At 59.3% G+C, this 13,357-nt stretch carries 13 protein-coding genes; 8 read left to right on the top strand and 5 right to left on the bottom strand.

Translation table 11 applies throughout. The features are described 5' to 3' along the window. Positions 1 to 7: 7 nt before the first annotated feature. Entirely contained in the window at positions 8 to 1,435 is a 1,428-nt protein-coding gene (locus ACYZTR_RS00065; RefSeq protein WP_461975420.1) for an aminotransferase-like domain-containing protein, read from the bottom strand. 178 nt (positions 1,436 to 1,613) lie between these two features. On the opposite strand from ACYZTR_RS00065, the gene ACYZTR_RS00060 reads away from it, so the two are divergent. Continuing rightward, positions 1,614 to 1,859: a DUF1127 domain-containing protein gene (locus ACYZTR_RS00060; RefSeq protein ID WP_461975418.1), complete on the top strand. Its 246-nt coding sequence runs from the start codon at positions 1,614 to 1,616 to the stop codon at positions 1,857 to 1,859. Between the two features lie 126 nt (positions 1,860 to 1,985). Here the strand turns inward: ACYZTR_RS00060 and ACYZTR_RS00055 are convergent, their stop codons facing one another. Continuing rightward, on the bottom strand, positions 1,986 to 3,299 hold the full coding sequence (locus ACYZTR_RS00055) for an NAD(P)/FAD-dependent oxidoreductase (protein WP_461975416.1): 1,314 nt from the start codon (positions 3,297 to 3,299) through the stop codon (positions 1,986 to 1,988). Between the two features lie 147 nt (positions 3,300 to 3,446). On the opposite strand from ACYZTR_RS00055, the gene ACYZTR_RS00050 reads away from it, so the two are divergent. Next, positions 3,447 to 3,800 (top strand): YkgJ family cysteine cluster protein, encoded by a 354-nt coding sequence (locus ACYZTR_RS00050; RefSeq protein WP_007947437.1) that lies wholly within the window; start codon positions 3,447 to 3,449, stop codon positions 3,798 to 3,800. Positions 3,801 to 3,808: 8 nt separating this feature from the next. Here ACYZTR_RS00050 and ACYZTR_RS00045 read toward each other — a convergent pair whose 3' ends face one another. Further along, positions 3,809 to 4,297, bottom strand: coding sequence for an Lrp/AsnC ligand binding domain-containing protein (locus ACYZTR_RS00045; RefSeq protein ID WP_003206849.1), 489 nt, complete (start codon positions 4,295 to 4,297; stop codon positions 3,809 to 3,811). 156 nt (positions 4,298 to 4,453) lie between these two features. On the opposite strand from ACYZTR_RS00045, the gene dadA reads away from it, so the two are divergent. The 6 genes from dadA to ACYZTR_RS00015 all read left to right on the top strand — a co-directional run bounded on the left by dadA (position 4,454) and on the right by ACYZTR_RS00015 (position 10,586). After that, the gene (gene dadA / locus ACYZTR_RS00040; protein WP_461975413.1) at positions 4,454 to 5,758 is read left to right on the top strand and encodes a D-amino acid dehydrogenase; all 1,305 of its coding nucleotides are present in this window, start codon (positions 4,454 to 4,456) and stop codon (positions 5,756 to 5,758) included. Continuing rightward, the gene (locus tag ACYZTR_RS00035; protein WP_008150191.1) at positions 5,730 to 6,083 is read left to right on the top strand and encodes a RidA family protein; all 354 of its coding nucleotides are present in this window, start codon (positions 5,730 to 5,732) and stop codon (positions 6,081 to 6,083) included. The genes dadA and ACYZTR_RS00035 overlap by 29 nt, the downstream gene beginning before the upstream one ends. 99 nt (positions 6,084 to 6,182) lie before the next feature. Next, positions 6,183 to 7,256 (top strand): alanine racemase, encoded by a 1,074-nt coding sequence (gene alr, locus ACYZTR_RS00030; RefSeq protein WP_461975410.1) that lies wholly within the window; start codon positions 6,183 to 6,185, stop codon positions 7,254 to 7,256. A gap of 125 nt (positions 7,257 to 7,381) precedes the next feature. Then, positions 7,382 to 7,930 (top strand): cupin domain-containing protein, encoded by a 549-nt coding sequence (locus ACYZTR_RS00025; RefSeq protein WP_008150195.1) that lies wholly within the window; start codon positions 7,382 to 7,384, stop codon positions 7,928 to 7,930. Positions 7,931 to 8,099: 169 nt separating this feature from the next. After that, positions 8,100 to 8,525 (top strand): c-type cytochrome, encoded by a 426-nt coding sequence (locus ACYZTR_RS00020; protein WP_461975408.1) that lies wholly within the window; start codon positions 8,100 to 8,102, stop codon positions 8,523 to 8,525. A gap of 135 nt (positions 8,526 to 8,660) precedes the next feature. Beyond that, complete coding sequence (locus ACYZTR_RS00015; RefSeq protein ID WP_461975406.1) at positions 8,661 to 10,586, top strand: acetyl-CoA hydrolase/transferase C-terminal domain-containing protein; 1,926 nt, start codon at positions 8,661 to 8,663, stop codon at positions 10,584 to 10,586. A 132-nt stretch (positions 10,587 to 10,718) separates the two neighbouring features. On the opposite strand, the gene ACYZTR_RS00010 is transcribed toward ACYZTR_RS00015, so the two are convergent. Continuing rightward, positions 10,719 to 11,291, bottom strand: coding sequence for a xanthine phosphoribosyltransferase (locus ACYZTR_RS00010; RefSeq protein WP_007934646.1), 573 nt, complete (start codon positions 11,289 to 11,291; stop codon positions 10,719 to 10,721). A gap of 56 nt (positions 11,292 to 11,347) precedes the next feature. After that, entirely contained in the window at positions 11,348 to 13,357 is a 2,010-nt protein-coding gene (rep, locus tag ACYZTR_RS00005) for a DNA helicase Rep (RefSeq protein WP_461975404.1), read from the bottom strand.

Genomic DNA, 13,357 nt, shown 5'->3' with positions numbered 1-13,357 from the left:
GACTTCCTCAGTCCGTGGGAGTCTCGGCCAACAGTTTGATCGCCGCAGTGCCAACCTTGCGTACCGCGTCTTCAATCTGCGGTGTGGGCTTGGCAGCGTAGTTTATGCGCAGGCAATTGCGGTATTTGCCCGAGGCGGAAAAAATGCTGCCGACGGCAATCTGTACGCCTTGATCGTGCAGCGCACGATTCAGTTTCAGGGTGTCGAAGCCCTCCGGCAGCTCAACCCAGAGCATGAAGCTGCCCTGCGGGCGACTGGCGCGGGTACCGGGCGGAAAATAGCGGCTGACCCAATCGATCATTACGTCGCGATTGCGCTGGTATTGGGTGCGTATCCGCCGCAAATGCGGTTCGAAGTGCCCGGCCTTGAGAAATTCGGCAATCGCGATCTGCGGTTGCGGCGCCGTAGAGCCGGTGCTGATGTATTTCATGTGCAACACCCGCTCCAGATAACGTCCCGGTGCCACCCAACCGATACGCAGCCCTGGCGCCAGGGTCTTGGAAAAGGAACTGCACAGCAGGACGCGGCCGTCTTCGTCGAAGGATTTGATCGTGCGTGGACGCGGGTAGTTGTAGGCCAGTTCGCCATACACATCGTCCTCGATGATCGCCACGTCGAAGCGCTGTGCGAGTGTCAACAACGCACGTTTTCGCGACTCCGGCATGATGTAGCCCAAAGGGTTGTTGCAGTTGGGCGTCAACTGTATGGCCTTGATCGGCCATTGTTCCAAGGCCAGTTCCAGCGCATCAAGGCTGATACCGGTGATCGGGTCGGTGGGGATTTCCAGGGCTTTCATGCCCAGGCCCTTGAGGGTCTGCATGGCGCCGTGAAAGCTCGGCGAATCCACCGCGACGATGTCGCCGGGTTCACAGATGGAGCGGATGCTGGTGGAGAGTGCTTCGTGGCAACCGGTGGTCACCACCAAGTCTGCGGCGCTCAACTGGCAACCGGAATCGAGCATCAGGCGGGCAATCTGTTCGCGCAGTTCAAGATTGCCATGGATGTTGTCGTAATACAGGCCGGGCATGTCCTGGCGCCGACTGATCTGCGCCAGCCCGCGCAGCAGCGGCTTCATGGTTGGCGAGGTGATGTCCGGCATGCCGCGGCCCAGCTGCACCACGTCTTTGCGTGGCACTGCGCGAATCAACTCCAGCACCTGATCCCACTGGGAGATGTCCACCGGGCGTTGAGCCGGACGGCCAACGGCGGGCAGTTCCGGCAGCTCACGGCTGACCGGCACGAAGTACCCGGATTTCGGTTTCGGTGTCGCCAGCCCGCTGTCTTCCAACACCCGATAAGCCTGCTGCACGGTGCTCAGGCTGACCCCGTGTTCGACACTCAACGCCCGCACCGACGGCAACCGGTCACCGGGGCGATAGAAGCCCTGTTCGATACGCGTGCCGAGCAATTCGGCGAGGTTGACGTAAAGGGTCATGGTGCAGTCTCGGTAGGGTAGTTGGGCTGACCAGTACAGATGGGGTAAAAATCAGCGATTCAGAGGTCAATACTGCAAATCTGTATGGAACTAATACAACGGCATTGAATCTGTAATGCTTTTTGTCGTCCGCGCATCATGAAAGCTCTGGCTACCCAAGTAAACAGGAGCAATCAAAATGAACGGCTTGAGCGATGTGCGGCTGACATTACACAGTCAGGAACTGGCGGCAGGGCAAAACAACGGCGCATGCGAGGCGGTCATGCGCAACGCACCGTCCGGCCTGAGTCGCTGGGGTCTGTTCTGGCATCGTCTGCACACGCGCAAGGCGTTGCTGGAGCTGACGCCCGAGCAGCTCAGGGATGTTGGGTTGAATCGGGAAGCGGCCCGGGAGGAGGGGCTTAAACCCTTTTGGCGGATCTGAGTCCTGTGGTGTTCTCCCGGCCCAATCGCGAGCAAGCTCGCTCCCACAGGTGATCTGTGTCGTTCACAAATTCACTGTGGGAGCGAGCTTGCTCGCGATTGGGCCCTAAGAAACACAGGCATATTCTCAGACCAACTCTTTAAGCCGATGCCAAAGCATTCCCAACGCTAGCAACGGCGAACGCAAATGCTTACCACCCGGGAAGGTGATATGTGGCACCTTGGCAAACAGATCAAAGCCTCCACTGTGCTGACCACTGATAGCCTCAGCCAACAGTTGCCCCGCGAGGTGTGTGGCATTCACGCCATGACCGGAATAAGCCTGGGCGTAATACACGTTCGGCTGATCCTTTAACCGCCCGATCTGCGGCAGGCGATTGGCGCCGATGCCGATCATCCCGCCCCATTGAAAATCGATCTTCACGCCGGCCAGTTGCGGGAAAACTTCCAGCATCTTCGGCTGCATGTACGCGGCGATGTCCTTCGGGTCGCGACCTGAATAATGACAGGCGCCGCCAAACAGCAAGCGTCGGTCCGCCGAGAGTCGGTAGTAATCCAGCGCCACCCGTTGATCGCAGACCGCCATATTCTGCGGCAGTAGCGAGTGAGCCAGCTCTTCACTCAAGGGTTCGGTGGCGATGATGTAGCTGCCGGCGGGCAGCACTTTGCCGCTGAGCTCGGGATTGAGTTCATTGAGGTAGGCGTTGCAGCCCAGCACCAGCGTCTTGGCGCGAACCGAGCCCTGGGCGGTATGGACCTTGACCTCGGGGCCATAATCGATGCGGGTGACCGCCGATTGTTCGAACAGCTTCACCCCCAACTGCTGGGCGGCGGCCGCTTCGCCCAGAGCCAGGTTCAGCGGATGCAGATGCCCCGAGCCCATGTCGATCAAACCGCCGACGTAGCGGTCGGACCCCACCACGGAGTGCATTTCGTTGGCTTGCAGCAGACGGGTTTCGTAACGATAACCGAGGCCGCGCAGCGCTTCGGCGTCTTCGGCAAAGCCTTCGAGGTCGCGGGGCTTGTTGGCCAGGTCGCAGTAGCCCCAAGTCAGGTCGCAAGCGATCTGAAAACGCTCGACCCGCTGTCGGACGATTTCAACCGCTTCCAGGCCCATGAGTTTCATCTGACGCACGCCGTCCGCACCGACCACGTTAGCGAACTGATCGAGGCCATGACCGACGCCACGAATCAATTGCCCGCCATTGCGTCCGCTGGCGCCCCAACCGATTTTGTGGGCTTCGAGCAGGATCACGCTGAGGCCGCGTTCGGCCAGTTCGAGCGCCGTATTCAACCCGGAGAACCCGCCACCGACCACGCACACGTCAGCCATCAAATCGCCTGTGAGCACCGGACGATCGGGCTGTGGCAGGCTGCTGGCGGCGTAATAAGAGGCAGGGTGCTGATGATTCGGGGCAGGTTGCTGAGCACGGGCATTCATGTGCGTGTTCCTGATTCTTGTGTTTAGAAAATTTGACGGAGCATAAGCCGGACCTTCGGACGCGGGCAACACTGGTCGGTCGGTGCTGTCTGGATTGGGGCTTTTGCGTCAGAATCGCGCTCTATTCCGCTTTTGGTCACCGCTTCGATGAGCTGCAACAGTCAGAAAATTCGCACGCTACGGCAGCAGATTCCCTCGTTCGAGTGCGTGCCCGGCTGCCATGACTGCTGTGGACCGGTGACCACCTCACCGGAAGAAATGTCTCGCCTGCCGCGCAAGACCCGGGCCGAGCAGGACGCCGCGATGGATGAACTCAATTGCGTCCACTTGGGGCCCAACGGCTGCACCGTGTATGACGAGCGGCCGCTGATCTGTCGGCTGTTCGGCACCACCAAGACGTTGCCTTGTCCGAATGGGCGGGGACCGGTGGAGCTGATTCATCCGCGGGTCGAGAAGCAAATTCACGAGTACATGGCCAGCACTCGGCAAGTCCTCGTTTGATCGTGGGCTCAATCCGGAATCGGCAGATTCAGGCTCTCTTTCACTTCTTCCATCACGATATAGCTCTTGGATTCGCGCACATGCGGCAACTTGAGCAGGATGTCGCCCAGCAGTTTGCGGTACGAGGCCATCTCGGAAATCCGCGCCTTCACCAGATAGTCGAAATCCCCTGACACCAGGTGGCACTCCAGCACATGGGGGAGCTTCAGGACCGCGCGTCGGAACTCTTCGAAAGTATCACCGGATTTGTAGTCGAGGCTGATCTCGACAAACACCAGAAGACTGCCCTTGAGGTGCTGCGGATTGAGCCGGGCGTTGTAGCCCATGATGATTCCTTCGCGCTCCAGACGCCGGACCCGCTCGGTGCACGGCGTGGTCGAGAGCCCGACCTTTTCCCCCAGCTCGGTGAAGGAGATGCGCCCGTCCGCTTGCAGGATCCGCAAGATGTTGCGGTCGATCTTGTCCAGCTCACGTTTCGTTTGAGTGTTGGTACGCATAGGGGATGCGCCTCCGTGAAAAGGGATTTTGCCGAGAATTGTCGCCAAATATAGGCACTTATATAGTGAAAAGCACTGCCTAATCTTTTTTACACTGCGCACATCAATGCTCGACAACTACGAACGTCAGCGGCAAGCCGCGATGAGGATATGAAAATGCGCGTTATGGTCTTGGGTAGCGGCGTCATCGGTACCGCCAGTGCTTATTATCTGGCTCGAGCCGGGTTTGAAGTGGTGGTCGTGGACCGTCAGCCAGCCCCTGCCATGGAGACCAGTTTCGCCAACGCCGGCCAGGTGTCGCCGGGTTATGCCTCGCCATGGGCCGCACCGGGTGTTCCGCTCAAAGCCATCAAGTGGCTGTTGCAGCGCCACGCGCCTCTGGCAATCAAGGCCACCGCCGACATCGACCAGTACCTGTGGATGGCGCAGATGCTGCGCAACTGCACTGCCAACCGTTATGCGGTGAACAAGGAGCGCATGGTCCGTCTGTCCGAGTACAGCCGTGACTGCCTCGACGAATTGCGCGCCGAAACCGGTATTGCCTACGAAGGCCGCAGCCTCGGTACTACACAATTATTCCGTACCCAGGCTCAGCTCGACAACGCCGCGAAAGACATCGCCGTTTTGCAAGAGTCCGGCGTGCCGTTCGAACTGCTCGACCGCGCTGGCATTGCTCGGGTTGAACCGGCGCTGGCCGGCGTCACCGACATCCTCGCCGGTGCCTTGCGCCTGCCGAACGATCAAACTGGCGACTGCCAGATCTTCACCACCCACCTGGCCGAAATGGCTGTGAAACTCGGTGTGGAATTCCGTTTTGGCCAGGACATTCAGCGGCTCGACTACGCCGGTGATCGCGTCAACGGCGTATGGATCGACGGCAAGCTGGAAACCGCTGACCGCTACGTACTGGCACTGGGCAGCTATTCGCCGCAGTTGCTCAAGCCGCTGGGCATCCGGGCTCCGGTGTATCCGCTCAAGGGTTACTCCCTGACCGTGCCGATCACCAACCCGGCGATGGCCCCGACTTCGACTATCCTCGATGAGACCTACAAGGTCGCGATCACCCGTTTTGACAACCGCATCCGCGTCGGCGGCATGGCTGAAATAGCCGGTTTTGACCTGTCGCTGAACCCGCGTCGGCGCGAAACCCTGGAGATGATCGTCAACGACCTTTATCCTCAGGGCGGCGATCTGGCCCAGGCAAGTTTCTGGACCGGTCTGCGTCCGACCACCCCGGACGGCACGCCGATCGTGGGTGCTACGCCGTTCAGCAATCTGTTTTTGAATACGGGTCACGGCACACTTGGTTGGACCATGGCGTGCGGTTCCGGTCGCTTGCTGGCTGATCTGATGGTGAAGAAAACGCCGCAAATCAGCGCCGAAGGCCTCGATATTTCCCGTTACGGCAAAAAAATTCAGGAGTCAGCAAAACATGTCAATCCAGCGCCAGCTCACCAATGAGCGCATGAGCCAGATCGTAGTCCACAGCGGTACCGTGTATCTGGCAGGGCAGGTCGGCGACGATATGAACGCCGGGATTGAACAGCAGACCCGTGAAACGCTTGCCAACATCGAGCGTTTGCTGGACTTGGCCGGGACCGACAAGAGCCGCCTGCTGTCGGTGACGATTTACTTGAAAGACATCGATGCACACTTTGAAGGCATGAACGCGGTCTGGGACAAGTGGCTGCCAAAAGGCGTCGCACCGGCCCGTGCCACAGTTGAGTCGAAGCTGTGCGAACCGGAAATACTGGTTGAGCTGTCGGTTGTTGCCGCTCTGCCATAAGCCTGTCAGAAAGATCCCTCTCCCGGTGCTACTGGCGGTTCACGCCATCAGCCAGCGCCGGTTTTTCTTCCCCAATGACCCGACCAGAAGTCTGCCGCCATGCGTCCTGCCCGTGCCCTGATCGACCTTCAAGCCCTGCGTCACAACTACCAAATCGCCCGTGAAGTCACGGGGGCCAAGGCCCTCGCGGTGATCAAGGCCGATGCTTATGGCCATGGCGCGGTGCGTTGCGCCCAGGCACTGGAAGCCTGCGCGGACGGATTTGCCGTGGCTTGCATTGAAGAGGCCCTGGAGCTGCGAGCCGCGGGTATTCGTGCGCCGGTGTTGTTGCTGGAAGGGTTTTTCGAGGCCGATGAGCTGTCGCTGATCGTTGAGCATGACTTCTGGTGCGTGGTGCATTCGCTGTGGCAGCTCGAAGCCATCGAGAACGCTGCACTGAGCAAGCCGATCGCAGTCTGGCTCAAGCTCGACTCGGGTATGCATCGGGTTGGCTTGCATCCAAAGGATTATCAGGCGGCCTATCAACGGCTGCTGGCCAGCGGCAAGGTTGCGAAGATTGTTTTGATGAGCCACTTCGCCCGGGCCGATGAGCTGCACAGTCAGGCCAGTGCCGAACAGGTCGCCGTGTTCGAAGCGGCGCGTCAGGGCTTGTCCGCCGAGGTCAGCCTGCGCAACTCGCCGGCAGTGCTCGGTTGGCCGCAGATTCCCAGTGATTGGGTGCGCCCGGGCATCATGCTCTACGGCGCTACGCCATTCGAAGAAGCCAATGCCGTGGCGACCCGCCTGCAACCGGTGATGACCCTCGAATCGAAAGTGATTTGCGTGCGCGAACTGCCGGCCGGCGAGCCGATCGGTTACGGCGCCAAGTTCATCACCCAGAAACCGATGCGCGTGGGTGTGGTGGCCATGGGTTACGCCGACGGCTACCCACGTCAGGCTCCGACCGGTACGCCTGTGATGGTTGCCGGGCAGCGCAGCCAGTTGATTGGCCGCGTGTCGATGGACATGCTCTGCATCGACCTGACCGATGTGCCGCAAGCCGGTCTCGGTTCGACCGTCGAGTTGTGGGGCAAAAATATCCTCGCCAGTGACGTGGCGGCGGCCGCGGGCACGATTCCTTACCAGATCTTCTGCAACCTGCGCCGGGTGCCAATGCTCTATTCCGGGGCTTGACGCAAAGCGCTCCGACCGAAAGTCGCTTCGCCGAACCGGATTCAGGTCCAAGTGTTGTAAATACTGAACGCTGTCGCCATGATAACGCTCAATATTCCAACAACCTGAATCTTGGAGGCGCAAGCTTGGACGTCGGTGAACGACTGCAATCCATCCGTAAGCTGAAAGGACTTTCCCAGCGTGAACTCGCCAAACGCGCGGGCGTCACCAACAGCACCATTTCGATGATCGAGAAGAACAGCGTCAGCCCCTCGATCAGTTCGCTGCGCAAAGTTCTGGGCGGGATTCCCATGTCCATGGTCGAGTTCTTTTCCGAAGAGATCCTGCAGGAAAAACCGACTCAGATCGTCTACAAAGCCAACGAGCTGATCGATATTTCCGATGGCGCAGTGACCATGAAGCTGGTCGGCAGGGCTCATCCGAGCCGGGCCATCGCGTTCCTCAACGAAATCTACCCGCCAGGCGCCGACACCGGTGACGAGATGCTCACCCATGAGGGTGAGGAAACCGGGATTCTGCTCGAAGGTCGACTTGAACTGGTGGTCGGACTTGAAACGTTTGTGCTCGAAGCCGGCGACAGCTACTACTTTGAAAGTACTAAACCGCACCGTTTCCGTAATCCGTTCGATGCGCCGGCGCGACTAATCAGCGCAGCTACGCCAGCGAATTTCTAACAAAAGAGGCGTCCCGCCAGCATTACGCAGGTGCCCGAGTTGTTTTTCCGCCACGCATAAGACCCCTTCGACTTTGGGGTTGTTTCAGTGTGGCGGGCTTACCGTTATACTTGCGCCCGCCTGCGAACCGTGGCCGTGGGCGTGACTAGCCACCATTGAGGGTGAACGCGTGAATCTAATTATGAAAATGCTGGCCGTACCAGCAACCGTATTGGCCCTTTGGGCAGTCAGCGCACAAGCTGCGACCAACGACGATATTGCTAAACGCCTTGAGCCAGTCGGCCAGGTCTGCGTTCAGGGTAAAGAGTGCAAGGGGATGGAAGTCGCTGCTTCGGCGGGTGGTGGTGATGCCAAAACCCCTGATTCCGTGATTGCAAAACATTGCAACGCTTGCCACGGCACCGGCCTGTTGGGCGCGCCGAAAGTCGGTGATGCTGCAGCCTGGGGCGACCGCGCCAAGAAAGAAGGCGGCCTTGATGGCTTGCTGGCGAAGGCGATCTCCGGCTTTAACGCGATGCCGCCTAAAGGTACTTGCGCCGACTGCTCTGATGCAGATCTCAAGGCCGCCATCCAGAAGATGTCCGGCTTGAAATAAGCCTCCGTCTTCAGCGAAAAAGCCGCTTGCGAGCGGCTTTTTTGTGCCCGCGATTTACCTTGGGACTATTCTTTGCAGCAAAGGCCCGGCAAGCTCGGTCCAATCCCCCATTCACGGACTATAAGGGAGGATCAGATGGTGCAGCTGTGTTCTATCGAGCAGGCGGTCGATGACGTATTGGCACGGTTGCCAGCGCATATCCACATGGGCCTGCCCCTCGGTCTGGGCAAACCCAACCACTTCGTCAACGCGCTGTTCCAACGCATTGCGCAGTTGCCCGAACGGCAGCTGACGATCTACACCGCCCTGTGCCTGGGCCGTCCTTCCTTGGGCGACGGTTTGCAAAAGCGCTTCCTCGAACCCTTTATCGAGCGGGTTTTCGGCGATTATCCGGAACTGGTTTTCCTTGCCGACCTGCACCGCGACAGCCTGCCGTCCAACATCCATGTTCAGCAGTTCTTCATGCTGCCCGGCAGCCTGCTTCACAGCACACAAGCCCAGCAGGATTACGTCAGCAGTAACTACAGCCATGCCGCCCGGGACATCAACGCCGCCGGTTTGAACATAGTGGCGCAGTTGGTGGCCAGCCACAGCGAACATCCCGACCGCCTGAGCCTGAGCTGCAACCCGGACATCACCCTCGACCTGTTCCCCATGATCGCCAAGCGTCGGGCGGCGGGGGAAACGATCCTGCTGGTGGGCCAGGTGCACAACGATTTGCCTTACATGCCAGGCGATGCCGAAATCGGTATCGACACGTTTGACCTGCTGATCGACGAGAAGGACAGCACCACGCTGTTCTCCACGCCGAACATGCCGGTGGGTTTCCAGGATCACTTCATCGGGCTGCACGCCAGCACGCTGGTGCGCGATGGCGGCACCTTGCAGATCGGCATCGGTGCCATGGGCGATGCGCTGACCGCTGCGTTGCTGGCGCGGCAGGCTGACAATGACGGTTACAAGGCGTTGCTGACGGACGTGAATCTCAGCCAGTGGGCGCAACTCATCGACCGCGAAGGCGGCGTCGAACCCTTCGCCAAAGGCCTTTACGGTTGCAGCGAAATGTTCGTCAACGGTTTGCTGGTGCTGGCCGACGCCGGGATTGTGCGGCGTAAAGTCTACCCCGATGTGCCGACCCAGCAACAAGCGAATGCCGGCACGCTGGACGAAGCCGCGCAGACTGACGGTATCTCGGTGCATGGCGGGTTTTTCCTCGGGCCGCGCAGTTTCTATGAGCGCCTGCGCGAGCTGCCGCAAAGCAAGCGGCTCGAATTCAACATGACCCGCATCAGCTACATCAACGAGCTCTATGGTCAGGAAGAACTCAAACGCTTGCAGCGCCTTGATGCGCGCTTCATCAACACCGTGTTTACCATGACCTTGCTAGGCGCAGGCGTGGCCGATCAGCTCGAAGACGGGCGAGTGCTCAGCGGTGTCGGCGGGCAATACAACTTCGTCGCCCAGGGCCATGCGCTGGAAGGGGCACGTTCGGTGTTGCTCCTGCGCAGCTGGCGCGAGTCGGGCGGTGAGGTGAGTTCGAACATCGTCTGGGAGTACGGCCATTGCACGATCCCGCGACACCTGCGAGACATCGTGGTCACCGAGTACGGCATCGCCGATCTGCGGGGCAAGACCGATGCGGCAGTGATCGAGGCGTTGCTGAACATCAGCGATTCACGTTTCCAGCCGGGGTTGATCGAGCAAGCGCAGAACGTTGGTAAACTGCCGAAGAACTTCCGCATTGATCCACGGTTCACCGATAACAGCCCGCAGCGTTTGCAGGCGATTCAGGCGCTGCATCCGAATTTGTTTCCGGAGTATCCGTTGGGCTGTGATTTCACCGCTGAAGAGCGGGACCTGTTGCGGGCGCTGAACTGGTTGAAGAGCAAGTTCAAGCTCACGGAGATTCTGGAACTGGGCAAAGCTGCACTGGATGCGCCGCAGGCGTCCGAGTTTCCCGAGCATCTGGAACGAATGCAGCTGACCAACCCGGAAGGGCTGAAAGAGGATTTGTTTCAGCGGCTGCTGCTCACCGGCCTGAAAGCCACCACGCAAACCTGATTGTGACTGATCGTTCCCACGCTCTGCGTGGGAATGCAGCCCGGGACGCTCCGCGTCCCATTCGAAAGCTGGAACGCGGAGCGTCCCTTGAGGCATTCCCACGCGGAGCGTGGGAACGATCATCAGCGAGGGTTATTCGATGAAGGTTACAACGCCATCCTTCAACGATTGAACCCGAGCCAACGATTCAACGCGATAACCCTGCGCATCCAGTTCCGCACGGCCGCCCTGGAACGACTTCTCGATCACGATACCCAAACCAGCCACCGTAGCGCCGGCCTGTTTGATGATCGAGATCAGCGCTTGCGACGCCTTACCGTTGGCCAAAAAGTCATCGATGATCAGCACGCGATCGCTGCTGGTCAGGTGGCGGGGGGAGATCGCCACGGTGCTTTCGGTCTGTTTGGTGAACGAATAAACGGTCGCCGACAGCAGGTTTTCGGTCAGGGTCAGGGACTGATGCTTGCGGGCGAAAATCACCGGCACGCCAAGGTTCAGACCGGTCATGATCGCCGGAGCAATGCCCGAGGCTTCGATGGTGACGATCTTGGTGATGCCCGAATCCTTGAACAGCGTGGCGAATTCGTCGCCGATCAGCTTCATCAGGGCCGGGTCGATCTGGTGGTTCAGAAAGGCGTCGACTTTCAGGACCTGGTCGGAAAGCACGATGCCCTCTTCGCGAATTTTCTTGTGCAGTGCTTCCATGAAGCTTTCCTCTAAGGACGGCTGTGCGTCTAAGGCTGGTTAAAAAGTAGTCGATTCTAGCGCTTTAACATCGCGCGTATATCCGCCAATGCGGTATTACCGCGAACAGCTTTGACTTCAACCGGTGTGTCGTCGGTGCCTTCCCAGGCCAGGTCGTCCGGTGGCAGTTCATCGAGGAAGCGGCTCGGTGCGCAATCGATGATCTCGCCGTATTGCTTACGCTTGGCAGCGAAGGTGAAGGCCAGCGTCTGACGCGCTCGGGTAATTCCGACGTACGCCAGGCGGCGTTCTTCTTCGATGGTGTCGGCTTCGATACTGGAGCGGTGCGGGAGGATTTCCTCTTCCATGCCCATGATGAACACGTAAGGAAATTCCAGACCCTTGGAGGCGTGCAGGGTCATCATCTGCACACCTTCGGCGCCGTCTTCCTCTTCCTGCTGACGTTCCAGCATGTCGCGCAGGACGAGTTTGCCGATGGCGTCTTCGACGGTCATCTCGCCTTCTTCGTCTTTTTCGAGCGTGTTCTTCAACGCCTCGATCAGGAACCAGACGTTACCCATGCGGTAATCGGCGGCCTTGTCGCTGGAGCTGTTGGTGCGCAGCCAGTTCTCGTAGTCGATGTCCATGACCATGCTGCGCAGCGCCGAGATCGGGTCTTCGCCGGTGCACTGCTCGCGGACCTTGTCCATGAAACGCTTGAAGCGCGACAGGCGATCAGTGAAGCGGGCATCCAGATGCTCGCCCAGACCGATTTCATCGGTGGCGGCGTACATCGAGATTTTTCGCCCGGTGGCGTAGTTGCCAAGCTTTTCCAGTGTGGTCGAACCGATCTCCCGGCGTGGGACGTTGATCACCCGCAGGAAGGCGTTGTCGTCGTCCGGGTTCACGATCAGGCGGAAGTAGGCCATCAGGTCTTTTACTTCCTGACGTCCGAAAAAGCTGTTGCCACCGGACAGGCGATACGGAATCTGGTGGTGTTGCAGCTTCAGTTCGATCAGCTTGGCCTGGTAGTTACCGCGATACAGAATCGCGAAATCGCTGTACGGCCGATCCGTGCGCAGATGCAGGGTCAGCAGTTCGACCGCCACGCGTTCGGCTTCGGCGTCTTCGTTGCGGCAACGGATCACGCGGATCTCGTCGCCGTGGCCCATCTCGCTCCACAGCTGCTTCTCGAATTCATGCGGGTTGTTCGAGATCAGTACGTTGGCGCAGCGCAGGATACGGCTGGTGGAGCGATAGTTTTGCTCCAGCATCACCACTTTCAGGGACGGGTAATCGTCCTTGAGCAGCATCAGGTTTTCCGGCCGCGCGCCGCGCCAGGCATAGATCGACTGGTCGTCGTCACCGACCACGGTGAACTGGTTGCGCGTGCCGATCAGCAGCTTCACCAGCAAATACTGGCTGGCGTTGGTGTCTTGGTATTCGTCTACCAGCAGGTAGCGGACTTTGTTCTGCCATTTTTCGAGGATGTCGGGGTGTTCCTGGAACAGCTTTACCGGCTGCAGGATCAGGTCGTCGAAGTCCACCGCGTTGAACGCCTTGAGCGTGCGCTGATAGTGGGTGTAGACGATGGCGGCGGTCTGTTCCTTGGGGTTGCGTGCGTTTTCCAGAGCTTCGGGCGGCAGGATCAGGTCGTTTTTCCATGAGCCGATCATGTTCTTGATCTCGTCGACGCCGTCGTCGCCCGAGTATTCCTTCTGCATGATGTCGGTCATCAGGGCTTTGACGTCGGTCTCGTCGAAGATCGAGAAACCCGGTTTGTAGCCCAGTCGTGCATGTTCCTTGCGGATGATGTTCAGGCCCAGGTTGTGGAAGGTGCAGACCGTCAGGCCGCGACCCTCGCCGCCCTTGAGCAGGGTGCCGACCCGCTCCTTCATCTCGCGCGCCGCCTTGTTGGTAAAGGTCATGGCGACAATGTACTGGGCGCGGATGCCGCAGTTCTGGATCAGATGCGCAATTTTGCGGGTGATCACGCTGGTCTTGCCGGAGCCTGCGCCGGCGAGCACCAAAAGAGGGCCGCCGACGTAGCTCACGGCTTCTTGCTGCCGGGGATTGAGTCGGGACAT

This window comes from Pseudomonas sp. Hz4 (assembly GCF_054898165.1).
Note: the sequence above shows the minus strand (reverse complement) of the source record. Positions and strands in the feature narration are given on the sequence as shown.

Coding starts and splice junctions, on each gene's coding strand:
- ACYZTR_RS00065 (WP_461975420.1), bottom strand. CDS start 1,435: ATGACCCTTTACGTCAACCTCGCCGAATTGCTCGGCACGCGTATCGAA.
- ACYZTR_RS00060 (WP_461975418.1), top strand. CDS start 1,614: ATGAACGGCTTGAGCGATGTGCGGCTGACATTACACAGTCAGGAACTG.
- ACYZTR_RS00055 (WP_461975416.1), bottom strand. CDS start 3,299: ATGAATGCCCGTGCTCAGCAACCTGCCCCGAATCATCAGCACCCTGCC.
- ACYZTR_RS00050 (WP_007947437.1), top strand. CDS start 3,447: ATGAGCTGCAACAGTCAGAAAATTCGCACGCTACGGCAGCAGATTCCC.
- ACYZTR_RS00045 (WP_003206849.1), bottom strand. CDS start 4,297: ATGCGTACCAACACTCAAACGAAACGTGAGCTGGACAAGATCGACCGC.
- dadA (WP_461975413.1), top strand. CDS start 4,454: ATGCGCGTTATGGTCTTGGGTAGCGGCGTCATCGGTACCGCCAGTGCT.
- ACYZTR_RS00035 (WP_008150191.1), top strand. CDS start 5,730: ATGTCAATCCAGCGCCAGCTCACCAATGAGCGCATGAGCCAGATCGTA.
- alr (WP_461975410.1), top strand. CDS start 6,183: ATGCGTCCTGCCCGTGCCCTGATCGACCTTCAAGCCCTGCGTCACAAC.
- ACYZTR_RS00015 (WP_461975406.1), top strand. CDS start 8,661: ATGGTGCAGCTGTGTTCTATCGAGCAGGCGGTCGATGACGTATTGGCA.
- ACYZTR_RS00010 (WP_007934646.1), bottom strand. CDS start 11,291: ATGGAAGCACTGCACAAGAAAATTCGCGAAGAGGGCATCGTGCTTTCC.
- rep (WP_461975404.1), bottom strand. CDS start 13,357: ATGTCCCGACTCAATCCCCGGCAGCAAGAAGCCGTGAGCTACGTCGGC.